The sequence below is a fragment of the Gordonia sp. OPL2 genome (assembly GCF_003797825.1).
Classification (GTDB): Bacteria; Actinomycetota; Actinomycetes; order Mycobacteriales; family Mycobacteriaceae; genus Gordonia.
This window is the reverse complement of record NZ_RKME01000001.1, coordinates 656,270-682,686: the sequence shown is the minus strand read 5'-3', so window position 1 is coordinate 682,686 and position 26,417 is coordinate 656,270. Positions and strand designations below refer to the sequence as shown.

General features: G+C 66.9%; 28 protein-coding genes, 1 tRNA gene and 1 rRNA gene. 24 read left to right on the top strand and 6 right to left on the bottom strand.

From position 1 onward, the window contains the following. Window positions 1-3 precede the first annotated feature (3 nt). The 21 genes from rrf to EEB19_RS02940 all read left to right on the top strand — a co-directional run bounded on the left by rrf (window position 4) and on the right by EEB19_RS02940 (window position 19,956). Window positions 4-120: ribosomal RNA gene (rrf, locus tag EEB19_RS03040) — 5S ribosomal RNA — on the top strand. A 156-nt stretch (window positions 121-276) separates the two neighbouring features. Then, entirely contained in the window at window positions 277-2,490 is a 2,214-nt protein-coding gene (locus EEB19_RS03035) for an HAD-IIA family hydrolase (protein WP_187582999.1), read from the top strand. A gap of 13 nt (window positions 2,491-2,503) precedes the next feature. Beyond that, a complete protein-coding gene (locus tag EEB19_RS03030) occupies window positions 2,504-2,848 on the top strand; it encodes a hypothetical protein (protein WP_187583118.1) in 345 nt (114 codons plus the stop codon). Window positions 2,849-2,862: 14 nt separating this feature from the next. Continuing rightward, the gene (locus tag EEB19_RS03025; RefSeq protein ID WP_187582997.1) at window positions 2,863-3,762 is read left to right on the top strand and encodes a TlyA family RNA methyltransferase; all 900 of its coding nucleotides are present in this window, start codon (window positions 2,863-2,865) and stop codon (window positions 3,760-3,762) included. Between the two features lie 17 nt (window positions 3,763-3,779). Next, window positions 3,780-4,793: an NAD kinase gene (locus EEB19_RS03020; protein WP_187582995.1), complete on the top strand. Its 1,014-nt coding sequence runs from the start codon at window positions 3,780-3,782 to the stop codon at window positions 4,791-4,793. Window position 4,794: 1 nt separating this feature from the next. Then, window positions 4,795-6,585 (top strand): DNA repair protein RecN, encoded by a 1,791-nt coding sequence (recN, locus tag EEB19_RS03015; RefSeq protein ID WP_187582993.1) that lies wholly within the window; start codon window positions 4,795-4,797, stop codon window positions 6,583-6,585. A 124-nt stretch (window positions 6,586-6,709) separates the two neighbouring features. Continuing rightward, entirely contained in the window at window positions 6,710-7,891 is a 1,182-nt protein-coding gene (gene steA, locus EEB19_RS03010) for a putative cytokinetic ring protein SteA (RefSeq protein ID WP_187583117.1), read from the top strand. Between the two features lie 3 nt (window positions 7,892-7,894). Beyond that, entirely contained in the window at window positions 7,895-8,830 is a 936-nt protein-coding gene (locus EEB19_RS03005; RefSeq protein WP_187582991.1) for a copper transporter, read from the top strand. Window positions 8,831-8,967: 137 nt separating this feature from the next. Further along, window positions 8,968-10,716, top strand: coding sequence for a CTP synthase (locus tag EEB19_RS03000; protein ID WP_187582988.1), 1,749 nt, complete (start codon window positions 8,968-8,970; stop codon window positions 10,714-10,716). Further along, a complete protein-coding gene (locus EEB19_RS02995) occupies window positions 10,713-11,390 on the top strand; it encodes an NUDIX hydrolase (RefSeq protein ID WP_262365386.1) in 678 nt (225 codons plus the stop codon). Before EEB19_RS03000 ends, EEB19_RS02995 begins: the two co-directional genes overlap by 4 nt. After that, on the top strand, window positions 11,387-12,328 hold the full coding sequence (gene xerD, locus EEB19_RS02990) for a site-specific tyrosine recombinase XerD (RefSeq protein WP_187582986.1): 942 nt from the start codon (window positions 11,387-11,389) through the stop codon (window positions 12,326-12,328). The genes EEB19_RS02995 and xerD overlap by 4 nt, the downstream gene beginning before the upstream one ends. A 110-nt stretch (window positions 12,329-12,438) precedes the next feature. Continuing rightward, window positions 12,439-13,377 (top strand): ParA family protein, encoded by a 939-nt coding sequence (locus EEB19_RS02985; protein ID WP_187583115.1) that lies wholly within the window; start codon window positions 12,439-12,441, stop codon window positions 13,375-13,377. Window positions 13,378-13,397: 20 nt separating this feature from the next. Continuing rightward, window positions 13,398-14,330, top strand: a complete 933-nt coding sequence (locus EEB19_RS02980) for a ScpA family protein (RefSeq protein WP_187583114.1) — start codon at window positions 13,398-13,400, stop codon at window positions 14,328-14,330. Continuing rightward, on the top strand, window positions 14,327-15,100 hold the full coding sequence (gene scpB, locus EEB19_RS02975; RefSeq protein WP_187582984.1) for an SMC-Scp complex subunit ScpB: 774 nt from the start codon (window positions 14,327-14,329) through the stop codon (window positions 15,098-15,100). The genes EEB19_RS02980 and scpB overlap by 4 nt, the downstream gene beginning before the upstream one ends. Window positions 15,101-15,105: 5 nt before the next feature. Next, entirely contained in the window at window positions 15,106-16,158 is a 1,053-nt protein-coding gene (locus tag EEB19_RS02970) for a pseudouridine synthase (RefSeq protein WP_187582982.1), read from the top strand. After that, complete coding sequence (gene cmk / locus EEB19_RS02965) at window positions 16,155-16,841, top strand: (d)CMP kinase (RefSeq protein ID WP_187582980.1); 687 nt, start codon at window positions 16,155-16,157, stop codon at window positions 16,839-16,841. The genes EEB19_RS02970 and cmk overlap by 4 nt, the downstream gene beginning before the upstream one ends. Beyond that, the gene (gene der / locus EEB19_RS02960) at window positions 16,838-18,289 is read left to right on the top strand and encodes a ribosome biogenesis GTPase Der (RefSeq protein WP_187582978.1); all 1,452 of its coding nucleotides are present in this window, start codon (window positions 16,838-16,840) and stop codon (window positions 18,287-18,289) included. Before cmk ends, der begins: the two co-directional genes overlap by 4 nt. Window positions 18,290-18,332: 43 nt before the next feature. Then, entirely contained in the window at window positions 18,333-18,596 is a 264-nt protein-coding gene (locus tag EEB19_RS02955; RefSeq protein WP_187582976.1) for a GlsB/YeaQ/YmgE family stress response membrane protein, read from the top strand. A gap of 97 nt (window positions 18,597-18,693) precedes the next feature. After that, a tRNA-Pro gene (locus tag EEB19_RS02950) sits at window positions 18,694-18,767 on the top strand. A gap of 170 nt (window positions 18,768-18,937) precedes the next feature. Continuing rightward, complete coding sequence (locus tag EEB19_RS02945; protein ID WP_187582974.1) at window positions 18,938-19,288, top strand: hypothetical protein; 351 nt, start codon at window positions 18,938-18,940, stop codon at window positions 19,286-19,288. Further along, entirely contained in the window at window positions 19,285-19,956 is a 672-nt protein-coding gene (locus tag EEB19_RS02940) for a DUF4145 domain-containing protein (protein WP_262365385.1), read from the top strand. Before EEB19_RS02945 ends, EEB19_RS02940 begins: the two co-directional genes overlap by 4 nt. Before the next feature lie 195 nt (window positions 19,957-20,151). Here EEB19_RS02940 and EEB19_RS02935 read toward each other — a convergent pair whose 3' ends face one another. The 4 genes from EEB19_RS02935 to EEB19_RS02920 all read right to left on the bottom strand — a co-directional run bounded on the left by EEB19_RS02935 (window position 20,152) and on the right by EEB19_RS02920 (window position 22,463). Continuing rightward, on the bottom strand, window positions 20,152-21,243 hold the full coding sequence (locus EEB19_RS02935; RefSeq protein WP_262365384.1) for a phage major capsid protein: 1,092 nt from the start codon (window positions 21,241-21,243) through the stop codon (window positions 20,152-20,154). Between the two features lie 376 nt (window positions 21,244-21,619). After that, the gene (locus EEB19_RS02930; RefSeq protein WP_187582971.1) at window positions 21,620-21,862 is read right to left on the bottom strand and encodes a hypothetical protein; all 243 of its coding nucleotides are present in this window, start codon (window positions 21,860-21,862) and stop codon (window positions 21,620-21,622) included. Further along, window positions 21,859-22,089, bottom strand: a complete 231-nt coding sequence (locus tag EEB19_RS02925; RefSeq protein ID WP_187582969.1) for a hypothetical protein — start codon at window positions 22,087-22,089, stop codon at window positions 21,859-21,861. The genes EEB19_RS02930 and EEB19_RS02925 overlap by 4 nt, the downstream gene beginning before the upstream one ends. A gap of 215 nt (window positions 22,090-22,304) precedes the next feature. Continuing rightward, window positions 22,305-22,463: a hypothetical protein gene (locus EEB19_RS02920; RefSeq protein WP_187582967.1), complete on the bottom strand. Its 159-nt coding sequence runs from the start codon at window positions 22,461-22,463 to the stop codon at window positions 22,305-22,307. Window positions 22,464-22,551: 88 nt separating this feature from the next. Here EEB19_RS02920 and EEB19_RS02915 point away from each other — a divergent pair, with 88 nt between their 5' ends. The 3 genes from EEB19_RS02915 (at window position 22,552) to EEB19_RS02905 (ending at window position 23,956) form a co-directional block, all read left to right on the top strand. Then, window positions 22,552-22,923, top strand: coding sequence for a hypothetical protein (locus tag EEB19_RS02915; protein WP_187582965.1), 372 nt, complete (start codon window positions 22,552-22,554; stop codon window positions 22,921-22,923). Next, window positions 22,865-23,245, top strand: coding sequence for a hypothetical protein (locus EEB19_RS02910; protein WP_187582963.1), 381 nt, complete (start codon window positions 22,865-22,867; stop codon window positions 23,243-23,245). The genes EEB19_RS02915 and EEB19_RS02910 overlap by 59 nt, the downstream gene beginning before the upstream one ends. A gap of 216 nt (window positions 23,246-23,461) precedes the next feature. Beyond that, complete coding sequence (locus tag EEB19_RS02905; protein ID WP_187582961.1) at window positions 23,462-23,956, top strand: hypothetical protein; 495 nt, start codon at window positions 23,462-23,464, stop codon at window positions 23,954-23,956. A gap of 12 nt (window positions 23,957-23,968) precedes the next feature. Here EEB19_RS02905 and EEB19_RS02900 read toward each other — a convergent pair whose 3' ends face one another. Together EEB19_RS02900 and EEB19_RS02895 are read right to left on the bottom strand one after the other, a co-directional pair. After that, a complete protein-coding gene (locus EEB19_RS02900) occupies window positions 23,969-24,982 on the bottom strand; it encodes an adenine-specific methyltransferase EcoRI family protein (protein WP_187582959.1) in 1,014 nt (337 codons plus the stop codon). Then, entirely contained in the window at window positions 24,966-25,832 is an 867-nt protein-coding gene (locus EEB19_RS02895) for an EcoRI family type II restriction endonuclease (RefSeq protein WP_187582957.1), read from the bottom strand. Before EEB19_RS02895 ends, EEB19_RS02900 begins: the two co-directional genes overlap by 17 nt. Window positions 25,833-26,417: the final 585 nt, after the last annotated feature.

The following is a 26,417-nucleotide window of genomic DNA, read 5'->3' as shown; positions in this document are numbered from 1 at the left end:
AGTTACGGCGGCCATAGCGGAGGGGAAACGCCCGGTCCCATTCCGAACCCGGAAGCTAAGCCCTCCAGCGCCAATGGTACTGCACCCTAACCAGTGTGGGAGAGTAGGACACCGCCGAACACAATTTCACCAACGGCCCTGTATTCGATTTCGATCGGATACGGGGCCGTTGGCATTTCCATGACGTCCTCGGCGGATGCATGCTGCATGCGCTGTCGAACTGCTCGTGGAATCATTTGCTGACGACCCTCCCGCCCCAGGCATAGATTGGCTGTTATGAACGAGCGTGACCGCAACCCGCGACGTGAAGGCGCTACCCGCCGTGACGGTGGCCCGCGACGTGACGGGACTCCGCGACGTGACGGCGGTCGTGGCCGCGACGGCGGCTTTCGCCGCGATCCCGGTCCTCGGTCGGACCGCGCGGCCGGCGGCGGGCGTTCGTCGCGTGGCACGGGTTCCGCCGGGCGGCCGGACGAGCCCGCCCTGCCGATCGACGTCGCGGCGTCGGATCTCGACACCGAGGTCCGCCGTGACCTGCTGACACTGGACAAGGCCAACGCGGAGAATGTTGCCCGACACCTGGTGATGGTGACGCGCCTGCTCGAAGAGGATCCTGCCCTCGCGCTCGAGCACGCACGGGCTGCGCGGCGCCGGGCCGGTCGCGTCGGACTCGTTCGCGAGACCATGGGCATCGCCGCGTACAACGCCGGGGAGTGGCAGGAGGCCGCCTCGGAACTCCGGGCGGCACGACGAATCACCGGCAACACCGCGCTCCTGCCTCTCATCGCTGATTCCGAGCGCGGGCTGGGTCGCCCCGAACGGGCCATCGAGATCGCCCGGAGTGACGACGGCCGCGCTCTCACCGGCGAGGAGGCAACCGAGATGCGCATCGTCGAATCGGGTGCGCGGATCGATCTCGGCGAGCCGGAGAAAGCCGTCGTGACGCTACAGGCCGCGGATCTCAAGCCCGGACAGAGTGGGACCGGCCCCGCACGTCTCTACTACGCGTACGCGTCGGCGCTGCACGCTGCCGGCCGCAGCGACGACGCGATGACCTGGTTCATGAACGCCGCGTCCGCTGACGTCGACGATGTCACCGATGCAGAACTGAAACTCGTCGAACTGACCGAAGGTTTCGGCGACGGCGACGGCGACAACCAGGTCGACGACATCGTCGAGCGGACCGCGGCCTCGGATCCGGCCCCTGGTGACACAGTCGCGCCATCTGCGGCGGCGGAGTCCGCGGTTCGCGAGCCGTCGTCGGCGCCGGCACCGGCCCCGCAGCGTGACGTGGAGACCGTGTCGCCCGCATCGTCGGCCTCTGGTGGCGCGACGTCAGCCGCAGTGACGCCGTCTGATCGCGCGACAGTGTCGGAGAAGGCAGTGCGGTCCGATCCGGCGACGGTCAGCGACCCCGCGTGGTCGACCGACCCCGCGACAACGGATCCGACGCCGACGCCGCCATCGTCTGTCTCCACCGACATCGAGCTCGCATCCCGCTACGACGCCTTGCTCCTCGATCTCGACGGCACCGTCTTCGCCGGGCACAAGGCGCTGCCGGGAGCCCGTGAGTCGCTCGAAAAGACCACGACCGCACGCTATTTCGTGACCAACAATGCCAGCCGGCTGCCCGCCGAGGTCGTGACGCACCTCGTCGAACTCGGTTTCGATGCCACCGCGGAACAGGTCGTGACGAGTGCTCAGTCCGCTGCTCGTCTGCTCGCCGAGCACCTCACCCCGGGTTCGCGCGCTCTCGTCGTCGGGACCGACGGACTCGCTCAAGAGGTGCGTGAGGTCGGCATCGGCGTGACGCGGAGCGCCGACGACCGCCCGGCCGCGGTCATCCAGGGGCACTCCCCGGAGACCGGCTGGGCACAGTTGTCGGAGGCGGCCCTCGCGATCAACGCGGGAGCATTGTGGATCGCGTGCAACACCGACGCGACACTTCCGTCCGAGCGGGGCAAGCTCGTCGGCAACGGGTCGATGGTGGCGGCGGTGGCCAATGCGACCGGACAACAGCCCCTCGTGGCCGGGAAACCGGCTGCGCCGTTGATGGCGGATGCGATCGCCCGCAGCAACGCGTCGCGCCCGCTGGTGGTCGGCGATCGGCTGGACACCGACATCGAGGGTGCCCACTCGGTGGGGGTCGACAGCGCACTCGTGCTCACCGGTGTCAGCTCGGCAACCGACCTGCTGGTGGCACCACCCGAACAGCGCCCGACCTTCGTCATCGGTGACCTCACCGGACTCTTCCACGACGTGGATGCGGTCCGGATCGCGGCTCAACCGGACTGGCACGTGACGTTCGACGGTGATGTCGCGACCATCGACGGTGACGGGCGTACCGAATCGCTGGTCCCGGCGCTCGCTGCCGCTGTCTGGCAGGCCGTCGACGACGATCAGATCGACGCATCGCTGCTCCGTGTGGTCGGTGCGAATCACGAGATCAGCCGTGTGCTGGAATCGGTCGGCGTCGGGAGTGTGCGCTAGCGTTGGTCTCATCATGACCGACCATCTCGACGAGCCGAACCGTGAGCACGGACCCGGCGGCGGGCCCGTTCCGGGTCCACCGCGTCCCGGTCCGAACATGATGCCGCGGACCGCCGGTCCCGCTGCGTCGACGACACCTGATCCGTCCACAGCGCACGACGATCCGCCCGCTGCGGAGCCCGAAACCGAGCCCGGCGCGGTCACCGATGCCGTCGTCGACCTGCTCCGCCAGGTGGACGAGGTCCGTCAGTCCACCGGTGACACCTTCGATCTCGACGCACTGGCGCGTCAGACCGAACTCCTCGAGCGCGCACACGAAGTGCTGACGTCTGCCCTCGAGGATGTCGATCCGCGATGACGGGCTGCTGAGGGGTGGCCCCACGTGCGCGCCTCGACGCCGAACTCGTCCGTCGCGGCCTGGCCAGATCGCGCGAGCAGGCCCGAACCCTCATCTCCGAGGGCCTGGTGAAGGTCAACGGGGTTCTCGCCGCGAAGCCGGCCACCAATGTCGGCCGCGACACCCCGATCGTCGTCGCCGAGACCGTCGGTGACGACTGGGCCTCACGCGGCGCCCACAAACTGATCGGAGCGCTGGATGCGTTCGGGCCCGAAGGACTCTCGGTCGCCGGTCGGCGATGTCTCGACGCGGGGGCGTCAACGGGTGGCTTCACCGATGTCCTGCTCCGGCGCGAGGCGGCCGAGGTGGTTGCCGTCGACGTCGGGTACGGCCAACTGGTCTGGCGATTGCAGAACGACGCCCGTGTCCGGGTACACGACCGCACCAACGTGCGCCGACTCGCGCCCGAGCAGATTGATGGTCCGGTCGACGTCGTCGTCGCCGACCTCTCGTTCATCTCGTTGGCTCTCGTCCTGCCGGCGCTGGCGGCGTGCACAAGGGTCGGCGGAGACCTGCTTCCGATGGTGAAACCGCAGTTCGAGGTCGGCAAGGACCGCGTCGGATCCGGTGGGGTCGTGCGTGATCCGCAGCAGCGCGCCGATGCCGTGCTGGCCGTCGCCCGCGCGGCGTCGCGCCTCGGGCTCGAGACCCGTGGTGCCATCGCGAGTCCACTCCCCGGACCGTCCGGCAACGTCGAGTATTTCCTATGGCTTCGCAAGGAACGCGAGGTCATCGAGCCGGCGGACGACCAGTCCGACGCGAACCCGACCGCGCCGGATAGGGTCGATGTCCGGGCGGACTCTACCGGGGGACCCATGGACGACACGTGGCTGATCGAGATGATCGGCCACGCGGTCGAGACCGGGCCCCGTTGACAGACGAAGGGACCACTGTGGCCAACGACACGGTCGCCGATCGGGCGGGCCATCGAGAGTTCTTGGTGGTCGCCCACACCGGCCGGGAGATCGTCACGCGGACGATGGACGCGATCGCGCGCCATTGCGCGGCCGCCGGTGTCCGACTCCGGGTGGTCGACCACGACACCAAGGTCCGCGAGGAACATGGCGCCCTCATCGAGGTACCGGTCGCGGATCCACCTCGACCCGAGAGCCACCCCGTCGACCCCGAACACCTGCGCAGCATCGGTGCCGCCGTCGAGGTGACCTCCGCCGTGCCTGCCTCGGCGGAGGGATGCGAGGTGGTCATCGTGCTCGGTGGTGACGGGACATTCCTGCGGGCCGCCGAACTCGCGTACCCGGCCCAGGTGCCGGTGCTCGGGATCAACCTGGGCCGCATCGGATTCCTCGCCGAAGCCGAGGCGAACCGGGTCGACGAGGTGATGCGCCAGCTCATCGACCGTGACTATCGGGTCGAGCCCCGGATGACGCTCGACGTGTCGGTGATCGACCCGGCCCGGCCGGGCGAGACCCCGATCCGCAGCTGGGCGCTCAACGAGATCGCGATCCTCAACCGGACGAACAACGGTGTCCTCGAACTCGTCACCGAGGTCGATGGGCGTCCGGTGTCGGCGTTCGGGGCGGACGGTGTGCTGGTGTCGACGCCGACGGGATCGACCGCATACGCGTTCTCCGCCGGAGGCCCGGTGATGTGGCCGGACCTCGAGGCGATACTGGTGGTTCCGAGTAACGCTCATGCACTGTTCGCGCGGCCGCTCGTGACGAGTCCCCGGTCGCGGATCGCGGTGGAGATCGACAAGGGCGGGCGGGCCGCGGTGGCGTTGTGCGACGGCCGTAGACGGATCGACGTCCCGGCCGGAGCGCGCGTGGAGGTCGTACGCAGCGAACGATCGGTGCGCTGGGTGCGAATCGACTCCGAACCGTTCACCGATCGACTCGTGACCAAATTCGCTCTACCGGTGACAGGCTGGCGGGGGAGGCTTACCTGACGTGCTGGAAGAACTGTCCATCGAAGGCCTGGGCGTCATCGAACAGGCATCGGCGCAATTTCATCCGGGTTTCACCGTCCTGACCGGTGAGACCGGTGCCGGCAAGACCATGATCGTGACGAGTCTGCATCTGCTGTCCGGCGCCCGTGCGGATGCCTCCCGGGTGCGGACCGGCGACAGCAAGGCCATCGTCGAGGGGCGCTTCCGGCTGTCCGGCCACGATGCCGCGGCCGACGATCCGATCTCGGATCCGGTGGTCGCGGAGATCCTGGAGGCCTCCGGGGCCGACGTCGACGACGACGGATCCATGATCGCGGTGCGGTCGGTGAACTCCGACGGACGATCTCGCGCGCACCTCGGTGGCCGGTCGGTGCCGGTCGGGGTGATGGGGCGGCTCACCAACCACCTGTTGACGATCCACGGTCAGAACGACCAGCTGCGTCTGCTCAAACCAGAGCACCAGCGGGCCGCGCTCGACACCTTCGCCGGGTCGTCGGTCGCCGGTGCGCTGCGGACCTATCGAGCCGCGCGCGACGAATGGGTGGCGATTCTCGACGACCTCGAGGCTCGACGCACGAACTACCGCGAACTGGCACAAGAAGCCGACCGTCTCCGGTTCGGCATCGACGAGATCGCCGCTGTCGACCCTGCTCCGGGCGAGGACGCGGAGCTCGCCGCGACGATCCGGCGGCTGTCCGACCTCGAGACCATCCGCACCGAGGGCGCGCAGTCGCACGAAATCGTCACCGGCGACGGCGCTTCCGTCATCGAGGGCCTCGGTCAGGTCCGCAGCATCCTGGAGGCCACTGCCGACGACACGCTCCGTGAGCTGCTGCCGCGTGTGTCCGAGGCGCTGACCGTCGTCACCGATGTCGGGGAAGAACTGGCGTCGTTCCTCGCCGATCTGCCCGCGGACGCCGAGGAACTCGACAAGCTGCTCAACCGGCAGGCCGAACTGAAGGCGCTGGTGCGCAAGTACGCTCCCGACATCGACGGTGTCATCGAGTGGCGTACGTCGGCAGAGTCGAGGTTGGCCGAGATCGACGACCCGCACCGATCGATCACCGAACTCGAGAACGCGGCGTCGGCCGCGCGGGAGAAAGTGTGTGACGCCGCGGCGAAACTGCACAAACGGCGAACCACCGCTGCCAAATCCATGGCGACACAGGTATCCGCCGAACTCGCCGGGCTCGCGATGGGCGATGCACTTCTCGCCGTCGACGTCGGGCTCGATCCGGCCGCCGACGACGACCGCCTCGCCGTCGATCTCGACGGTCGCCGGGCACATGCCGGATCCGACGGTGCCGATCGTGTCGAGTTCGCCTTGCTCGCCCACAAGGGCGCCACCCCGCTACCGATCGCCAAATCGGCGTCCGGGGGTGAGCTGTCGCGCGTCATGCTCGCGATGGAGGTCGTGCTCGCCGCCCCGACCAGCGGGTCGATCATGGTCTTCGACGAGGTGGATGCCGGCGTGGGAGGCCGGGCAGCCGTCGAGATCGGCCGTCGGCTCGCCGGCCTCGCTCGCGCACATCAGGTCATCGTCGTGACCCACCTCCCGCAGGTCGCGGCGTTCGCCGACAACCATCTCGTGATCGGCAAGAACACCGGCGGTGCCAAGAAGAACCGCCCGAACACGAGTACCGTCCGGACCCTCGACCGCGATGAGAGAGTGGCCGAACTGGCCCGCATGCTGGCAGGTCTGGGAGATTCCGACACCGGCCGCGCCCACGCCGAAGAACTGCTCGCCACCGCCGAGAGCGAGAAGTCGGTCGATGGGACGCCGCGCAGCTGACATGAGGGTTGGAGTGGGCATGGGTCCGCGGCGACTGGTGTTACTCGTGTGACAAAAGTTGCGGATGTTGCGGCGCGCCTCCACGGATCGGGACGTTGATCCGTCAATCATGGGCGTCATGAAGATGCCTGCCCTGCTTGCCCGTACGACTGACGAACTCCCTGGCGTCACCGGAATAGCCAGGATCGACAAGAACACCCGCCGGCTCCTCGACCGAGTCGGCCCCGGCGACATCGCCATTCTCGACGAGATCGATCTCGATCGCGTCACCGCGGACGCGCTGGTGGCGGCCAATGTGGTCGCCGTCGTCAACGCGTCATCGTCGATCTCCGGGCGGTACCCGAACCTCGGCCCCGAGGTGCTGGTGGCATCGGGCGTCGTCCTGCTCGACAATGTCGGCGACGAGGTCTTCAAGCGGGTCAAGGACGGCGCCAAGCTGCGTGTCCACAACGACCGGCTCTACGTCGGGGAGCGCAGGCTGGCGCTGGGCACCGAACTCGAGGAACGCGACATCGCGGACATGATGATCGAGGCGAAGACGGGACTGGTCGATCATCTGGAGGCATTCTCGGGCAACACGATCGAGTTCATCCGCAGCGAGTCCCCGCTGCTGATCGACGGCGTCGGTGTGCCGGATGTCGATGTCGATCTCGCCGGTCGGCATGTGATCATCGTCGGTGACGGTCCCGACCGTGCGGCCGACCTGCGCGCCCTGAAGCCGTTCATCAAGGAATACTCACCGGTGATCGTCGGGGTCGGTGCCGGTGCGGACACACTCATCAAGTCCGGTTACAAGCCGGCGCTCATCGTCGGCGATCCGGACGACATGAAGACGACGACGCTGAAATCCGGTGCACAACTTGTCCTTCCGGCCGACACCGATGGGCACGCGCCCGGTCTGGCACGTATCCAGGACCTGGGTGTGGGTGCCACGACGTTCCCCGCCGCCGGTTCGGCCTCCGACCTCGCCTTGTTGCTGGCCGATTATCACGGAGCTGACCTCATCGTCACCGTTGGCTACGGCGGGACCCTCGACGACTTCTTCGATCGGTCTCGTCGCGAGAGCAATCCGTCGACCTTCCTCACCCGGCTCAAGGTCGGACCGAAGCTCGTCGACGCGAAAGCCGTTGCCACACTTTATCGCAGCAGGGTCTCGGGGGCCGCGATCGCCTGCGTGATCCTGGCCGCGCTCATCGCCGTCATCGCCGCGGTGCTGCTGTCCAACATGGGGCCGGAGGTCACCGACTGGGCAGTTGCGCAGTACCACCAGGCCGTCGAGTGGGCCAAGGGCGTCTGGAACAGGTGATCGATGATCTCTCCACGGCAGCACGCGATCTCGCTCGTTGCGGTCTTCCTGGCCCTCGCGGTCGGGCTGTTCCTCGGTTCCGGGTTCATCGGTGATCAGGTCAACTCGCTCACCGGGACGTCCCGGGACCGTCTCGGCGACCTCGAGAAGCAACGCGACGAACTCAACGAGCAGGTCAACGCGGCCAACAGCTTCGGTGCGGCGGTCGCGCCGAGACTGATCGACGGCACCCTGAAGGGGCAGTCGGTCCTCGTCGTCACCACCCCTGACGCCGCAGATCCCGATGTCGACGCGGTGAAGGAGTCGATCTCGTCGGCCGGGGCGCGATTCTCCGGTCAGATCGCCCTCACCGACGCGCTGGTGCGGGACCAGAACGCCGAACAACTCCGCACGATCGTCGACCAGACCATTCCGCCGGGCACGACGCTGCGGGCCGAACTCACCGACTCGGGCGGACGGATCGGCGACCTCATCGGGGCGCTCGCGCTCCGGCGCGACGGCCAGTCGGGTGCCACGGCCGGCGACACCCGTCTCGGGCTGCAGGCACTGCGCGAGGGTGGCTTCATCCAGTACGCCGACAACGCGGTATCCGAGGCCGACCTGGTCGTCGTGGTCGCCGGCGACGCACTCGCCGGCGACGCCGGCGCGCAGGGGCAACTCGTCGGTCGGATGGCGGCCGCGATGGCGGCGCGCGGCCAGGGCGGCGCACTCGTCGGTCGGACGGGTTCGGCGACGGGGGGATCCCCGATCGCGGTGGTCCGCTCCGACCCGTCACTCGGCAACGCGGTCTCCACGGTCGACAACGTGGATCAGCAGACCGGCCGGATCACGACAATCCTGGTCCTCGCACAGGAGTCCGACGGCAAGACCGGCGCGTACGGCACCGGACCCGGTGCTCGGGCGATCACCGTCGGCGGGGAGTCCGGGCCGGCGGCCTGAGCGCGGCCGTACGTGGCGTGCGCCACGTACGGCGCCCGGTCGGTGTGGCGGCAGTGGTTCGTCGACCGAGGTGTTACCCTGGAGTCCCGTAGGTAATCAGGGTTTTCTGGCCTGAATCGGCCGACGGGAGACGCATTTTGCGACCACTTCGTGTGCACACGGACACCAAACACATCTTCGTGACGGGCGGTGTCGCGTCGTCCCTGGGCAAGGGACTGACGGCATCGAGTCTCGGACAACTTCTCACCTCACGTGGCCTGCGGGTCACGATGCAGAAACTCGACCCGTATCTGAACGTGGATCCGGGCACCATGAATCCCTTCCAGCACGGCGAGGTCTTCGTCACCGAGGACGGCGCCGAGACCGACCTCGACGTCGGGCACTACGAGCGGTTCCTGGACCGCAATCTGTCGCAGTCGGCCAATGTGACCACCGGGCAGGTGTATTCGACGGTGATCGCCAAGGAACGCCGAGGCGAGTACCTCGGCGAGACCGTCCAGGTGATCCCGCACATCACCGACGAGCTCAAGGCCCGTGTCCTCGCCATGCGTGAACCCGGCTCCGACGGCGAGGCACCCGACGTGGTGATCACCGAGATCGGTGGCACCGTCGGCGACATCGAGTCGCAGCCGTTCATCGAAGCTGCGCGTCAGATCCGCCACGACGTCGGCCGGGACAACGTGTTCTTCCTGCATGTGTCCCTGGTCCCGTATCTCGCGCCGTCCGGGGAGCTCAAGACCAAGCCGACCCAGCACTCGGTCGCGGCTCTGCGCAACGTCGGCATCCAGCCCGACGCCCTGATCCTGCGGTGCGACCGCGAGGTCCCCGAGGGTCTGAAGAAGAAGATCGCGTTGATGTGCGACGTCGACATCGAGGGCGTCATCTCGACCCCCGATGCACCGTCGATCTACGACATCCCCAAGGTGTTGCACCACGAGCAGCTCGACGCGTACGTGGTGCGCAAGCTGGGTCTGCCGTTCCGCGATGTCGACTGGACCGAATGGGGCGAGCTGCTCAAGCGTGTGCACGATCCGCGGGAGACTGTGACGGTCGCGCTGGTGGGCAAATATGTGGACCTGCCCGATGCCTACCTGTCGGTGACCGAGGCGATTCGAGCCGGCGGCTTCGCGTGGAAGGCCCGTACCGAGATCAAATGGGTGCCGTCCGACGAGTGCGCCACCCCCGAGGGTGCGCAGGCTGCCCTCGGCGATGTCCACGCGGTGCTGATCCCCGGCGGCTTCGGCATCCGCGGCATCGAGGGCAAGGTCGGCGCGATCAATTACGCGCGCAAGCGCGGTGTGCCGTTGCTGGGATTGTGCCTGGGGTTGCAGTGTGTCGTGATCGAGGCGGCCCGTGCCGCCGGGCTCGACGGCGCGAGCTCCACCGAGTTCGATCCGGACACCCCGTTCCCCGTCATCTCGACCATGGCCGATCAGGCCGATGCCGTCGCCGGTGAGGCCGATCTCGGCGGCACCATGCGGCTCGGCGCCTATCCGGCGACTCTCCAGCCCGGCAGCGTCGTCGCGGATGCGTACGAGACGACCGATGTCTCCGAACGGCACCGGCATCGCTTCGAGGTCAACAACTCCTATCGCGACAAGATCTCCGAATCCGGTCTGGTGTTCTCCGGCACATCGCCCGATGGGCATCTGGTCGAATTCGTGGAGTACCCGGCATCGGTCCATCCGTTCCTGGTGGCCACCCAGGCCCACCCGGAGCTCAAGAGCCGGCCGACGCGACCGCATCCGCTGTTCCGTGCGTTCATCGATGCGGCGCTGAAATACAAGGCGGCCGAACGTCTGCCGGTCGACATCGGCGACTACGACCGTCCTGCGGCGGCTGAGGACGACGCAGTCCTGGAGGACTCCGAGGTACGCGGCGCTTGAGCGGCACAGTGCACGATCCGGGAGACGAGCAGCGCCCGCCCGACACCGCGGGCAGTCACGAGTTCGACGTCCGCGAGAGCCGGACGGTCTATGACGGGGCCATCCTCACGTTGCGGGTCGACGATGTCGCCATGCCCGGTGGACGGGTCGCCGAGCGCGAGGTCGTCGAACACTTCGGTGCGGTCGCCGTCGTCGCGCGCGACGAGGCGGGGCGGATCGCGATGGTCCGCCAATACCGGCATCCGATTGGTCGCAGGCTGCTGGAGTTGCCCGCCGGTCTCCTCGACGGCGGACCGGGGGAGTCCCCGCTCGAGGCCGCGCGCCGTGAACTCGCCGAAGAGGTCGACCTGGCCGCCGACGACTGGCGGGTGCTCGTCGACCTGGCGTTGTCCCCGGGATTCACCGACGAGGCGTTGCGGCTGTATCTCGCCGAAGGCCTGCACCGGCTCGACGTGTCCGAGCGGCACGACGAGGAGGCCGACATGTCGGTGGAGTGGGTCTCCCTCGACGACGCAGTCGGGCGCGTGCTCAACGGCGAGATCGTGAACGCGACCAGTGTTGCGGGCATCCTCGCCGTGGCCACCGCCGATGTCCGCGGCATCACGCTGCGCGGCGTCGACGCACCCTGGACCGACGAGCCGGTGGCCCTGCGCGACCGACGCTCTCGGCGATGACCGGGGCGACGGTGTCCGCCGCGAATCCCGCCGAACACATCACCCGCTACCTCGATCACCTCACGGTGGAGCGCGGAGCCGCGGCCAACACGGTGAGTTCTTATCGTCGTGATCTCGAGCGCTACCGTCTCTACCTGACCTCGCGGGGGATCGACCGACTCTCCGAGGTGACCGAGAACGACGTCCGCGAGTTCCTCGTCGATCTGCGTCGTGGCGACCCCGACAGCGGTACGACGCCGCTGGCGGACAGTTCGATCGCCCGGACCCTGGTGGCGGTGCGCGGATTCCACAAGTTCGCCTCGGCCGAGGGCGTCGTCGATGTCGACGTCGCCCACGCGGTCCGCCCACCGCGTCCGGCCCGTCGACTGCCCAAGTCGCTGCCCGTGGATGAGGTCCTGGCGATCCTGGACTCCGCGGGCGCCGCGGATCATCCACGCGCGCTTCGTGATCGGGCCCTGCTCGAGCTGCTCTACAGTTGTGGCGCGCGGATCTCGGAGGCCATCGCACTCGACATCGACGACATCGACACCGACACACGCGCGGTCCGGTTGTCCGGAAAGGGTGGCAAGGAGCGGGTCGTCCCGGTCGGGGGGCCGGCCGTCGAGGCCATCGATGCGTACCTCGTGCGGGGACGTCCGGCGCTGGCGAGTCGTGCGAACCCGGCGTTGTTCCTCAACGCCCGCGGTGGCCGGCTCTCCCGGCAGAGTGCCTGGCAGGTTCTGGTCGACGCCGCCCAGCGTGTCGGGCTCGACAAGGCCGTCTCACCGCACACCCTGCGCCACAGTTTCGCGACCCACCTCCTCGACGGTGGTGCCGACGTCCGTGTCGTCCAGGAATTGCTGGGCCACGCGTCGGTGACCACCACGCAGGTGTACACACTCGTCACCGTGAACACGATGCGTGAGGTCTACGCCACGGCCCATCCCCGCGCCCGGTGATCGGCGATCCATATCTGCCCGGTCTGTTCGTCGGCGATGCGCCACGGGATCAGGGCGTCGACGCACTACGCTGGGACCAGCAATTCGGCGAAGAAGGGAGCGGCGGACACGTGAGCACCCCGGGGGCACCGCGGTCTGCCGACGACCAGTACCGGATCTCGGTGACGCCGTCGCATGACGTCGACGAGGACAGCGGCGCGGAGAACGAGATCGGCCCGACCGGCCGGCCCTATCGTGAGGTCCCCGAGCCCACCCCGCTCGATCGGCACGGACCGGCGACGGTCGTGGCCGTGTGCAACCAGAAGGGCGGGGTCGGCAAGACCACCTCGACCATCAACCTGGGTGCGGCCCTCGCCGAGTACGGCCGCCGGGTCCTGCTGGTCGACCTCGATCCGCAGGGTGCGTTGTCGGCCGGGCTCGGCGTCCCTCACCACGACCTGGAGCAGACCGTCTACAATCTGCTCGTCCCACCGCAGGTGGAGACCGACGAGGTCCTCATGCGCACCCGGGTCGAGGGACTGGACCTGTTGCCCAGCAACATCGACCTGTCCGCCGCCGAGATCCAGCTCGTCACCGAGGTCGGCCGCGAGCAGTCCCTGAACCGGGCCCTGCATCCGGTGCTCGACCGCTACGACTTCGTTCTCATCGACTGCCAGCCGTCGTTGGGACTGCTCACCGTGAACGCACTGGCCTGTGCCGACACCGTGGTGATCCCGATGGAGTGTGAGTACTTCAGCCTCCGCGGGCTGGCCTTGCTCACCGACACCGTCGACAAGGTCCGCGACCGGCTCAACCCGAGGCTCACGCTCGGCGGCATCCTGGTCACGATGTTCGACGCTCGCACCCTGCACTCGCGTGAGGTGATGGCACGGGTCGTCGAGGTCTTCGGCGACGCGGTCTACGACACCGTCATCAGCCGTACGGTCCGGTTCCCCGAGACGAGTGTCGCGGGCGAACCGATCACCTCGTGGGCACCCAAGTCGGCGGGCGCGAAGGCCTATCGCGCGCTCGCGCGGGAGGTCATCGCCCGCGATTCACGTTCCACATGACCGAGTCCGACGACGCAGGCATGCTCGCCGAGGCGGAGGTGACCGAGCCGGATGCACCCGGCTCAGCGGCCGACCCCGAGGTGGCAGGCGCGGAGGTGACAAGCGCACAGGTGGCCGACGCAGTGGCGGACCCGGCCGTCGGGGAGGCCGAGGCGGGGGAGAAGCCCACCGGCTTCCAGGTCCGGTTACGCAACTTCGAGGGTCCCTTCGACCTCCTGCTCAACCTGATCAGCCAGCACCGACTCGATGTCACCGAGGTGGCACTGCACGAGGTGACCGACGACTTCATCGCCTACACCCGCGAGATGGGTGCGGAGATGGGGCTGGAACAGACCACCGAGTTCCTGGTGGTTGCCGCCACGCTGCTCGATCTCAAGGCCGCCCGGCTCCTCCCGTCTGGAGAGGTCGATGACCCGGAGGACCTCGCGCTGCTCGAGGCGCGGGACCTGCTCTTCGCCCGTCTCCTGCAGTACCGCGCCTACAAGCAGGTCGCAGCACTCTTCGGGGAGTTGGAAGCGGCTGCGCTACAACGTTATCCGCGCGCGGTATCGCTGGAGAAGCAGTTCGAGGACCTGTTGCCCGAGGTGACTCTCGGCGTCGACGCCGGACGATTCGCGCAGGTCGCTGCGTCGGCGATGACACCGCGCCCGACGCCCAGCGTCGGCCTCGATCACCTGCACGATGTCCACTCGGTGTCGGTACCTGCGCAGGCGCGTCGGATCGCGGAATTGCTGACGGTACGGCCCGGCTCCTGGCTGACGTTCCACGATCTCGTCGCCGGATGCGAGAGCGGACTCGAGGTGGTGGGCAGTTTCCTGGGACTCCTCGAGCTGTTCCGCGAGCGTGCGGTCGCCTTCGAGCAACCCGAGGCGCTCGGTGATCTCCAGGTGATCTGGACCGGGGACCGGGACGTGGAGGATCTGACGATGGACAAGGCGGAGGACTACGGATGACCGAGGACACCGGGAGCGCGGCGAGCGGGCCGGGATTCGAGGAGGATACATCGCCGGGACAGGGCGTCCTGGAGGTCGATGTCGACGACGAACTGGCCCTCGATGATGACCGGTTGCGTTCGGCGCTCGAGGCCGTGCTCCTGGTGGTCGACACTCCCGTCACGGCCGGTGAACTCGCCACCGCGGTCGAGCAGGACGTGGCGCGTGTCCGCACGATGCTCACGCGGATGTCCGATGAGCTCACGGCCGCCAACAGCGGTATGGATCTCCGGTTCGCCGGCGACGGGTGGCGGTACTACACCCGAGCCGAGTTCGCGCCCTATGTCGAGCGGCTCCTGTTGGACGGCGCGCGGTCCAAACTCACCCGTGCCGCGCTGGAGACCCTCGCCGTCATCGCCTATCGGCAGCCCGTGTCGCGGGCACGTGTCAGTGCCATTCGCGGCGTCAACGTCGACGGCGTCATGCGTACCCTCGTCGCGCGTGGCCTGATCAACGAGGTCGGGACCGACCCACAGACCACCGCCACGATGTACGCGACCACCGAGCTCTTCCTCGAGCGACTGGGACTCGCGTCACTCTCGGAATTGCCGGACCTGGCGCCGTTGTTGCCTGACGTGGACGTCATCGATGATCTCGACGAGGAACTGTCGTCGGACCCGCGATTCGCCAAACTCGACCGTCACCGGTCAGACTCGACAGAGAACGATTCAGCAGGATCGGCCGCCGACACCACGTCGGTAGGCGGTCCCGACAACGACAACCAGGACTGATCACCATGGCATCCGCTAGCCGAGACGGCACACCGGGCCCGCGCAAGAAGTCGTCGCGCGTGCAGAAGACCGGCAAGAACGCACCCTCCCAGAGCCCGTCTGCACGACATTCCTCCGGCAAGAAGCCGACCGGCAAGACCGGTGCCGGGAAGAACTCCGGCAAGGGCCGCGCCGCCCCGACGGCGGGCTCGACGAGGAAACCGCACCGCAAGGGTTCGTCGAAACCGGATGTCACCTCGGGCAAGGTCCGACTCAACAACGCCAAACCGGCGCGACACCAGGTCCCCGACGCCGACCTCGGCGATTCCGGCGCCACCTACGTTGCCGACGGTGTCCGCCTGCAAAAGGTGCTGGCCGCGGCCGGTGTCGCCTCGCGGCGAGGCGCGGAAGAACTGATCGCGGCCGGCCGGGTCGATGTCGACGGCGAGATCGTCACCGAGCAGGGCCTGCGCATCAACCCCGACACCGCGATCATCCGTGTCGATGGGGCCCGCGTCGTCATCGACGAGAGCAAGCAGTACCTCGCCCTCAACAAGCCCAAGGGCTGGCAGTCGACCATGTCCGACGACCAGGGTCGCCCGTGTGTCGGTGACATCGTCGCCGAGCGGGTGATGGCGGGGCAGCGACTGTTCCACGTCGGACGCCTTGACGCCGACACCGAGGGACTTCTCCTGCTGACCAACGACGGCGAGCTGGCCCATCGACTGATGCATCCGTCCTATGAGGTCCCCAAGACCTACATGGCGACGTTGCGTGGTGAGGTGCCGCGCTCACTGGGGCGTACCCTGCGCGCCGGCGTCGAACTCGAGGACGGCCCCGTCGCGGTGGACTCCTTCACCGCCGTGTCGGTGTACGAAGGGCAGTCACTGGTCCGGATCACATTGCACGAAGGACGCAATCGGATCGTGCGCCGCATGATGGAAGAGGTCGGGTTCCCGGTCACCGCGCTCGTCCGGACCCATGTCGGTGCCGTCACACTCGGCGAGCAACGACCCGGCAGTCTGCGAGTCCTGAATCGCAACGAGATCGGTGAGCTGTACAAGGCGGTCGGACTGTGAGCGCCGGTACCCGCGTCATCGCCATCGACGGACCGGCCGGCACCGGCAAGTCGACGGTGTCGAAGATCCTCGCCGACCGGGTCGGCGCACAGTTCCTCGACACCGGCGCCATGTACCGGGCCGCAACCCTGGCTGTGTTGAATGCCGATGTGTCGCTGGATGATCCGGCTGCGATCGGCGAGACCGTCGATCGCGCCGACATCAACCTCGACGTCGCAGGCGGCGGATCGACGACCTACCTCGACGGCGCCGATGTCTCCACCGATATCCGCACCGACGTGGTGACCAAGGCGGTGTCCGCGGTCTCCGCCGTTCCCGCTGTGCGCACCAAACTCGTTGCGGTCCAACGCCGTGAGGCACAGGGTGCCTTCGTCGTGGTGGAGGGTCGCGACATCGGGACCGTCGTCTTCCCCGATGCCGATCTGAAGATCTACCTCACCGCGACGCCGGAGGCGCGTGCGATGCGGCGCCATCGGCAGAACGTCGCCGCCGGCCGCGCCGGCGACGTCGCCGAGGTGCTCGCGGATGTCAACCGTCGCGATCATCTGGATTCGACCCGGGCGGTGTCGCCCCTGCGGCCCGCCGACGACGCCGTGCTCGTCGACACCAGTGACCTCACCCTCGACGAGGTCGTCGACACCCTCGGCGGTCTCGTGCGCGACCGGATCGGAGTGCAGTCGTGACCGAGCAGAACACGGGCGGCACGCCCGGAGACGAACTGGCACTGCCCGGTGACGGGACCTGGTCGGATGAAACCGACTGGGACCTGGTCGATGTCGATGTCGACGGGCAACCGGTCGATGCGACCCCGGTGCCGGTGGTCGCCATCGTGGGCCGCCCCAACGTCGGCAAGTCGACCCTCGTCAACCGCATCCTCGGCCGCCGCGAAGCGGTCGTGGAGGACATCCCCGGGGTGACCCGCGACCGCGTCTCGTATGCGGCCAGCTGGTCAGGACAACGGTTCACCGTCGTCGACACCGGTGGGTGGGAGCCGGATGCGAAGGGGTTGCAGCAGGCGGTCGCAGCGCAGGCCGAGCTCGCGATGCGAACGGCAGACGCGATCGTGCTCGTCGTCGACGCGACCGTCGGTGCCACCGCCACCGACGAGGCCGTGGCCCGCGTGTTGCGCCGATCGAAGACCCCGGTCATCCTCGCCGCCAACAAGATCGACAGCGAGCGCGCCGAGGCCGAGGCCGCGGCACTGTGGTCGCTGGGTCTCGGCGAACCGCAGCCGGTGTCCGCAGCGCATGGCCGTGGGGCCGGCGACCTGCTCGACGTCATCCTCGCCGCGCTCCCGGAGACGCCTCGTGAGGGGCCCGCGATGGGTGGGCCGCGACGGGTTGCGTTGGTGGGCAAGCCGAATGTGGGCAAGAGCTCGCTGCTGAACAAGTTGGCCGGTTCGGAGCGGTCGGTGGTCGACAACGTCGCCGGGACGACGGTCGACCCGGTCGACGAGCTCATCGAACTCGGGGGCAAGGCCTGGCAGTTCGTCGACACGGCCGGGTTGCGACGCAAGGTCCGGACCGCGAGCGGTCACGAGTACTACGCGTCGCTCCGGACACGCGCCGCCCTCGATGCGGCCGAGGTCGCGATCCTGCTCATCGACGCGTCGGAACCGATCACCGAGCAAGACCTGCGGGTGCTGTCGATGATCATCGACAGCGGCCGCGCGCTGGTCATCGCCTTCAACAAGTGGGACCTGGTCGACGAGGACCGCCGCTATCAGCTCGACAAGGAGATCGATCGCGAGCTGGCCCGGGTGCCGTGGGCGCGCCGCGTCAACATCTCCGCGAGCACCGGCCGTTCGGTGCAGAAGCTGGTGCCTGCGCTCGAGGGTGCGTTGGCGTCGTGGGACAAGCGCGTGGCCACGGGGCGGCTCAACAACTGGCTCAAGGACGTCATCGCGGCCACGCCTCCGCCGCTGCGCGGCGGTAGGCAGCCGAGGGTCATGTTCGCCACCCAGGCGGCGACGCGACCTCCGACCTTCGTGCTCTTCACGACGGGATTCCTGGAGGCGGGATATCGCCGGTTCCTCGAACGTCGACTTCGCGAGGAGTTCAACTTCGACGGCTCACCGGTGCGGGTCAACGTTCGCGTCCGCGACAAGCGGGAGCAACGCCGCAAACGCTGAGGGGTACGCGATCTGAGCCGACGGGCGTGCGATACTTCCACTCGTGCTCATCATCGGAATCGTCTTGTTCGGAATGCTGATCGGCGCGGGTGCGCAATTGATCCTCGGGCGAGGAGCCAAGGGGATCGACTGGGGCGTGGCGATCGTCGCGGGTCTCGTCGGCTCCTTCGTCGGCGGTCTCCTGATCAGCCTGCTGGCCGGTGACGGCCTGGACTTCCGACCCAGCGGGATCATCGGTTCGATCGTGGGTGCCATCCTGATCACCGCGGGGTGGATGTGGTTCAAGGGTCGCTCGACCACGACCTGACCGCCGTGGCGGTGCCGGCGTACACCGTTCTGACCAGGCGATTGGTTCGAACGGGCGCTCGTCGGCTACGCTCATCAACGCCCCGGAAACGGGGTAACGGGCTGTGGCGCAGTTTGGTAGCGCACTTGACTGGGGGTCAAGTGGTCGCAGGTTCAAATCCTGTCAGCCCGACGTCGTGACCAGCGTAAACAAGCTGGATCAGGGTCACCGTGCAATAGCGGCTCGGACTTCCACCCGGAGGTCCGAGCCGTTCTTGTGTTCACGGCGTGGGAGCTGGCTCGTTGGGATGAGGGGCCATGATCCGGCCCAGTGTTGCTGGCCGCCACCGATATGCTCAACCAATGCCTTGGACACTGGAGCCCAGAGACGACGACAACGGCCATGTACTGGTGAACCGGACGGGCCAGACGGCCTACGCGGTGAGCGCGGCCTCCCTGGACGATGCCGCCGACGCCTGGCACGCCGCGCGTCCTCCCTACGCGCCGGACCGTCACGCCAGCGTGACCCTGGAGACCGAGGTCCCGGACGGTGAGGATGTCGGTGGCTGGAGGTTCATTCCAGGCCCCAACGCGCTCGGGACTGTCGAGATCCGTTGGTCCGACGTACCCGGCGGACCGTTGGCCAACGCGGTTCAGATTGACGTTGAGCGCGGCTTGGAGTCTCACGAGATCTCGGGATCGGGACCGCGGTGATAAACACTCAGTGCTGGCACTGCGAAGCGCTCACCGGCCATGAATTGCTGGAGGGCAGCGCCGCCCAGAACTGGAATGACCCGAGGATTCCCGAAAACAAGATTGCGGTGTACGGCGCGTACAAGTGTGTCTCTTGTCTGGCCATATCGGTCGGACTCAAGATCGTGGACCTGCGGCGCGACTGGGAGCAGACAATTGAGCGCACGCTGGAACAGCATGGCGTGGATATGTGGATACCGTCAGCAGGGGCAACGAGGTCATACGCGGACGTTCCTAGGCCCATCGCTGACTCGGCCACTGAAGCGTTCGAGTGTCACTCACGACATCACTACCGCGCGTCGATCTTGCTGGCGCGAGCCGTCATCGAGGCGACAGCCAAGGACAAGGGCATTTCCAAGGGAGTTCTCGCCGCGAAGATTGACGAGATGTTCACCAAAAACCTTGTCCGCGAACATATTAAGGATGGCGCTCACAGTATCCGCGACCTCGGTAACGAGATGGCGCACGGCGACTTTGCTCAGCCGGTTACAGAGGAGGATTCCCAGATGGTGATCGCGCTCATGGAGGAGATCCTTGTGGAGGTCTACCAGTCACCAGCAAAGGTGGCCAAGGCCAAGGCCGCCGTCGCTGCTAGGAAACAGCAGAGTCAGGGCCAGATCACGCCATAGATATACTCGCACCTCCACCGACGCCAACGGCCCCGGACCTCCACCTGGAGATCCGGGGCCGTTGGTCTTGCGGTCACATCATGCGGCCTGGGTGGTGATCTTGACGATGCCCTCGGGTCGGCTCACGCCGATCTCGTAACGGCCCTCCACGCGTGCGCGGACAGCGTTCTTGGTGAAGTCATCACCGGAGCGGTTTCACTCCACGCGGACGGCCGCGCCAACGTCGGAGTAGACGCGGACCGAGTCCTCCGAGATGAGGTAGCCGGTCTTGGCTCCGAGCTGGGTGGAGACCACGACGGGCACGCCCCAGAGCTTCTGTTCTGCCGGGTCGAACGGGCCACCCTTGTTGACGAACTCCCCGGACCCCGAGGTGGTGGCCAGGTCGATGGTCTCCAGGTCGGCGGGGCCGAGGACGAACACCTTGGGCAGGTAGCCGAGGGTGGTCACCGCGGTCACGGCCTTGCGGGTGGTGGCGAACAGGTTGGTGGCAAACGCCTGGGTCTGGACGCCGGACTCCTGGGCGATGCCGTGGAGGTGGGCCGCGGTGCCGTCACCGTTGAACAGTTCGTTTTCCAATGCCCGGATGAGGCCGAACTGGAGTTCGGTGTTGACGAACTCCATGAGCGCGGGAACGTCCTGGAGGTCATACTCCTGGAGCGGTTCGCTCAAGTGCGCCAACACCTTACGGGTCCGGTCCACCGGGGTGATGCCGTACTCCGAGGTGGGCTTGGTGGCCCAGGCCGCGACCACCGCGGCGGCGTTGGTCCGGCTGGTCTGGCGCATGTAGCGGATGGCCGGAGCCGAGGCCCCGATCACCGGCACCACGTCCAGGACGGTGGTCGGCCGACCCATCGGAGCCAGGCCGGGGTCCACCACGGTGACCTCGGTGCCACCGGCCGCGGTCAGGGACTTACCCTCACGGGCCTCGGTGATCTTGGCGGCCAGACGCTCACCGGCGTTCTTGATCGCGGCCGAGGTCAGGTATCCCTTGGACTCCCCGCCGAGACCGCTGGAGCCGATGGTGCCCTCGTGGTGGTCGATGCGCTGGTGGCCGCCGGTGGCTCCACCGCCGGACCGGCGCTCGGCGCGGCCCTTGAGTTCGGCGTCGATGGCCTTGATGTGGTTGGCCTTGGCCTGGGCGGTCTCGTGGTCGCCGCGGGTGAGGGACTTCTGGCCGAGGATGGCGTTACCCTCCGCGATGAGCTGGGAGCGCCGGGTCTTGAGTTCGGCGTCGGACTGGTCCATGAATCCCATGCGGCCGTCCTGGCCGAGGTGATAGCGGGTCACGGTGAAACCTTCTGTGAGAGTTGAACTGTGGGATTTTCACCCATCGCCGGTGAGGCCCTGGAGGGAGCTGCACGACGACGGGTGAACCGTCTGGGGGTGTTGCGCGCAACTCCAGGGAGGCGGGCGGCTGATGCCGCTGGCTCATCACTGCGAGCGTCGGACCGATGGTGTTCTCACCGATGGCGGGCGGTAACCGCTGGCTGGTCGATGCCAGGACACGAGTCCGAGGGCTTGGCGTCGGCGGGGATACCGCGTCGGCCACCGCTGAGCCTATCACCGTCGAGATCGGTTGTCGTTATTGACGTTTGGCGTCAACACGGCAACGGCCACCCAGGGCCATGATGGCGTTGGGTGGCCGTCGTCGGTGTGGGTCCGGCTACTCCTCGGCCAGTCGGAAACCGGCCACCGCGAGCACGAACCGCGCGGACCCGCGCTCCCGGATCTCGTGGCGGTGGCCGTCCGGCGTCCACCAGGTGACGGTGAGAGGGTCGGTCCGTTTCCGGTACTCCGAGACCACCACGCGGGTCCCGTCGTCGGCCTGGTACTCGGTGTGGTCGTGGTGGCCGACGCCGCGGACGTGGTGGGAGCTGGTGACCCCGGTCGGCACGACGCCGATCACCGGGTGGACTCGGCGTCCAGGGAGCGGGCCACCAGCTCGGCCACGGACTCCTCGGAGATCCGGTCCGCGGTCATCTGGCCCAAGGCCAGCGCCACGTCCCGGAGCGCGCCGAGGCCGCCGGTGGTCGATGCCTCGGTGAGGACGCGGACCGCGGCGTCCAGGTCATCGTCTCGGAGGGCCAGGACCACGCGGGCGGCGCGGCTCACGGTCTGATTCTGTCGGTTCACGGTGTGTTCCTGTCGTTGGTGGGTCTGTTGACGCTCGGCGTCAACGGTTGAGGTCGGATTGTGTTGACGCTGGCCGTTTTTCGGATGCCAGGTAACTGGCGGACCTGGCGGCGGGGGCGTGGGCCAGTGGCAGCAACCCCCTACCCCTCATTGCTGGCTCCCAGATGCCCGGAGGCGGCTGAGCGGGTGGTCGGGGACTCCCGTGTCCGGCGCGGTCAATGCCGCAGGACCGGACGCGGCCCAGGCGGAGCGCGTTCGTCCGGGTGATGTGCTCCCGGCCGCAGTCGCACCGGCACCGCCACCGACCGAGCGGGAGTGGTGCGACGGCCGAGGGACACCTCGACCTCGATGGCCTGGCCCAGGTCTGTCGGCACGTCCTGGACCTAGACCTCGAACGGGCGCGTGCTGTGCTCGCCATCGCACCAAAAACCATTACCGAACAACGGAATTAGGAGACCCAACATGGCAATCACCGGATATCTCGCCCCGCGTCGGGAGCGGCCAGTAGCGCCGGAACCGACCTACAGCCAGGACGAGAAGCGCGACCGACGACGCCACTGGCTGCCGTTCACCTACGACGCCGACTTCTCACTCGCAGCCGAGGTCGACGCCATCTGTGAACCGCTGGCCAAGCGAATCGCCGAACAGCCGAACGCAACCGGGTACATCGGCTACGTCGAGGCGGTCGCCGATGCGGTTGGCGAGCTGTGTGGAACCGTCGCCGGACTCACCGCCGGCGCCAAGCTACGGGGCCTCGACGGAACTGATCGCAGTCGTGCCCGCGAAGCCCTGCGCACAGTCACGCGCACCTCGGTCCCGGGGATCACCCCGTGACCAGCTCGCCGACGGGTCATGGGCACCGACCCTGGTTGACCTCGCCCGACGCGACGCTGATGCCCTGGCACACCTTCTCGGGCATCAGAACAAGAATCGTCGCGGCGGCGAGACCGCCTCCGACACCGTGATCGAAGCGCTACGCGCACTCGACCGCGCCGCCCTCGACACCCATCGGCGAATCGATCGTTCCGACTTTTTCCGCAGTCAATTCGGTGACACCTCGCGCCGCCCGACCCAGCCCAGCGACGCTCAGATGGCCCGCGACGTACTGGCCGAGCTGGGAATCGACGAGACCGCCAAGAAGGACAGTGCGTCGTGACCGCGGATTACCTACATGCCTGCTCCGGCTGCGGAGAACCCACTGTTCGGTACCGGGGCACCGTCCACGGATTCACCTGCGATGCCTGCATGACGTCGCGGATCGGCCTCGACCGTGGGCCAACACGCCACGAGCGCCGGTCGTCCTACTTCATCGAGTCCCATCGCCAGGAGGTCTCCGGTGGCCAGTAAGCGGACCTCACGTAATGCGGATCGGATGAGCGCCGCGTTTCACGAGGCAGGCCACGCGGTCGCCTCGGTGATCTTCGGGCCGGGCATCGAGCGCGCGGTGTTGACGCCGAACAGTCGCCATCATGCGGGGTTCACCGAGCACAACCGCCCCGATGCTCTCGGGTTGCATCCGCTCATCACCGCTGCCGGTCCGATGGCCGAGGCACTTCATCGGTTCGGACCGCGACCGACGCAACGACAGATGTGGCGGGTACTCGACGTGAACTCGCACGACTGCGCGACGCTGCGCGCCTCGGTGGGTGACCCGTCGGCGATCGCCGCCGCGCCGCTGCTCGACAGGTGTTGGCCCGCCGTCGTCGAGCTGGCACGGGTGCTCGACGAACGCGGCGAGGTGGGCGAGGGTGACGTCATCAAGGCGCTGCGGGGTCCCGCCGGGACCGGCGGGGGATCGGTACGTCGCCGAGCTGCGCAGCGGCTATCGAGCGGTATCGTGATCAGCGCGGGCACCGTGCCCGTATGAGGTACCCCGGCCCTAAAACATCAGTGTCTGCCCATCGGCAAGAGCCGCATCTCCAGGAAGAAGAGGCTCCACGTCCCGATCTGTCTTTCGGCGTATGACGATGCGGAAGTACGGCGACTTTCCGTTCACCCTGAGATCCTTGCCGTCGTCTCCCTTGCGGAAGCGGACGATCTCAAACTGACTGGGATTGTGCTTGTGTAAGAAGGTGATCGGGACGCCCATGAGGCCGTAATAATCTCCGGGGATGTCCTTGGTCTTGTTGACGTTGATCCCATCGAGGTTGTCGTAAGTCGGGTACCGATCCTCGTTACCGACATAGGTCTCCAGCAGAGGGATGTCTTCGTGGCGTTTCTCGAGATCCAACGTCGTCAGCCAGAGACTATTGTTCGTCGAGACGATCCGCTCACCCCGCTCGTTGATCCTCGCCTCCGTTCCGTAGAGCTCGTAATGCTCTGGCACGATGAAGCCCGAGACTGCGCGACCCAGGCCGACACCCAACCAGACATTTCCGTCCTGAATGAGCTTGAAGATGTCCTTGTAGGTGATCGCGTTGACCGTGGCGATGATGAGGAAGTCCTTCTCGTAACTCCGCATAAAGGAGATGAACTGGCGCAGAAGGGAATACGGCGGGTTGGTGACCACAACATCTGCATGCCTCAGGTACTCAAGGCATTCACTGCTACGGAAATCCCCATTGCCTTCGAGCCGCTCGACCTTCCCGGTCTCGAAATCTCTCAGAGCCTGCTCTGAACCGTCATAGACCATCACGGAGCCGCGGGTCTCATCTCCCAGTGCGTAGCCGGTGGCGACGAGCTTGGCGAGCCCCAGAGTTTCGAAGTTGTCGACGAAGAACTTGACGAAGTTACTCACCCGGGGGTCATCGGTATTGCAGTAAACGACCTTGCCCTCGAAGTGGCCCTTGTAATGCGCGAGCTCGGCCACGATGTCCACGTACTGCGTGTAGAACTCGTCGTTCTTGTTTTTCTTGGCATCTACCAGCAGTGATCGGTCAACGACCCTCGTCATCGGACACCTCCTCATTGGGCTTGGCCACCATCTGGTGGAAGAGATCGCTCGCCAGCACCTTGATCGAGGTGGTTGCAACCTCGATCATGATCGCCAGCATGTCCGCTTCATCCCACGGGCCACCCTTGCCTTGGGTGTAGATGGAAGCCGCTTGCAACATGATCGCCTGCCCCTTGCTGGTGACGACCTTGTTCTCGCAGAGGTTGGTGTTGATGGGCATCGAATAGTTGACGGCAGTGAGACGGTCGATGCGGTTGAGGCTGCCCGAGTCGTAGCGGAGCGTGACCTCCCGACCATCGGGTCTGGTGATTGAGATTGTCTCGGTAAGGAAGTTCGATCCCTCCAGGAACAAGATGTAGGGGAAGTGCTGCTCACCGAGCATGAAGTTGGCAATCTCGCGGACGTTCTTGTGAGACCTCTCAATGGCGTTGCCCGCCGCCATGAGGTCCTGATCCTTCTTCTTGCCGACCAGTTCCCCTTTTTGGATGTTCTCGATGTCCTTGCCCTGGTACTTGGCCTCGGTAACGAGAACAACCCTCCACTCGTCGTCGTCATCGAGAACCTCAATGAGCCCCCCATCCGGCCTGATCTCACCGTTGGGGAGAAAGAGGACCTGCCCCAGGTCTGCATCGATCTGCGCGAGCTTGGCGTTGATCTCCTTCTTGGTCATCTGCATGCGATGGCGGAAGGTGAGCGTGGGGAAGTCCATCCCCAACTGCTTGACGGCCAAGTCGGCGACCTGATCCACAGTCAAATCGTGGTTCTTGGCGATCTCACCGAAAATGCCCTCGACACCATGATTCGCAAGGTGCTGCGTGGTGAGTCGGGTGGTCTGACTCTTCCTGACCATTGATCCCCTCCAAGCCCTGTCTGACGACATCACTCTAGTGGGAACCCACCGACCGGTTAGGCATGCAGCCGGGTGTGGCGGATTCGGCCACGGCCCGACGGTGCCTTCGAGGTACCGTTTCTCGTCGAAGTTCATACGAGTCTGACGCAGTCAGCCTCCACCTGGTTCCATCGAATCGCGTCGAACTGACGACCTCTATGCACAGGCGGACAGCCCCGCTGTCCCTTCGAGCGCATTCTGGTGTGCCGCACCATGGATGGCGAACCGCTCACACGTTCGACGTTGGGCCAACAGTGGGCCAAGACCCGCGCGCACGCAATGGACACAGCGTTACGCGGTGAACGGCGGCAGGCCGTTGAGCTGGACGTATTGGACGCCATCGAACATAGGTGCACGTTCTCCGAGCTACTGGGGGTCAGGTGGTCGCAGGTTCAAATCCTGTCAGCCCGACGTCGTGACCAGCACTTGTGTGCTGGTCACAGTCGTCTTCGCGACGTGCCGACATTCACCAGCGCCTCACTGCAGCCGCGTCGGGGGACCAGTCCGACCGAACGTCGATCGGCGGATGCGATCCGTCGTCGTCGG

Coding starts and splice junctions, on each gene's coding strand:
- EEB19_RS02905 (WP_187582961.1), top strand. CDS start 23,462: ATGAGCGCCGCGTTTCACGAGGCAGGCCACGCGGTCGCCTCGGTGATC.
- EEB19_RS03030 (WP_187583118.1), top strand. CDS start 2,504: ATGACCGACCATCTCGACGAGCCGAACCGTGAGCACGGACCCGGCGGC.
- scpB (WP_187582984.1), top strand. CDS start 14,327: ATGACCGAGGACACCGGGAGCGCGGCGAGCGGGCCGGGATTCGAGGAG.
- EEB19_RS02900 (WP_187582959.1), bottom strand. CDS start 24,982: ATGACGAGGGTCGTTGACCGATCACTGCTGGTAGATGCCAAGAAAAAC.
- EEB19_RS03035 (WP_187582999.1), top strand. CDS start 277: ATGAACGAGCGTGACCGCAACCCGCGACGTGAAGGCGCTACCCGCCGT.
- xerD (WP_187582986.1), top strand. CDS start 11,387: ATGACCGGGGCGACGGTGTCCGCCGCGAATCCCGCCGAACACATCACC.
- EEB19_RS02945 (WP_187582974.1), top strand. CDS start 18,938: ATGCCTTGGACACTGGAGCCCAGAGACGACGACAACGGCCATGTACTG.
- EEB19_RS03005 (WP_187582991.1), top strand. CDS start 7,895: ATGATCTCTCCACGGCAGCACGCGATCTCGCTCGTTGCGGTCTTCCTG.
- steA (WP_187583117.1), top strand. CDS start 6,710: ATGCCTGCCCTGCTTGCCCGTACGACTGACGAACTCCCTGGCGTCACC.
- EEB19_RS02980 (WP_187583114.1), top strand. CDS start 13,398: ATGCTCGCCGAGGCGGAGGTGACCGAGCCGGATGCACCCGGCTCAGCG.
- EEB19_RS02915 (WP_187582965.1), top strand. CDS start 22,552: ATGGCAATCACCGGATATCTCGCCCCGCGTCGGGAGCGGCCAGTAGCG.
- EEB19_RS02970 (WP_187582982.1), top strand. CDS start 15,106: ATGGCATCCGCTAGCCGAGACGGCACACCGGGCCCGCGCAAGAAGTCG.
- EEB19_RS02895 (WP_187582957.1), bottom strand. CDS start 25,832: ATGGTCAGGAAGAGTCAGACCACCCGACTCACCACGCAGCACCTTGCG.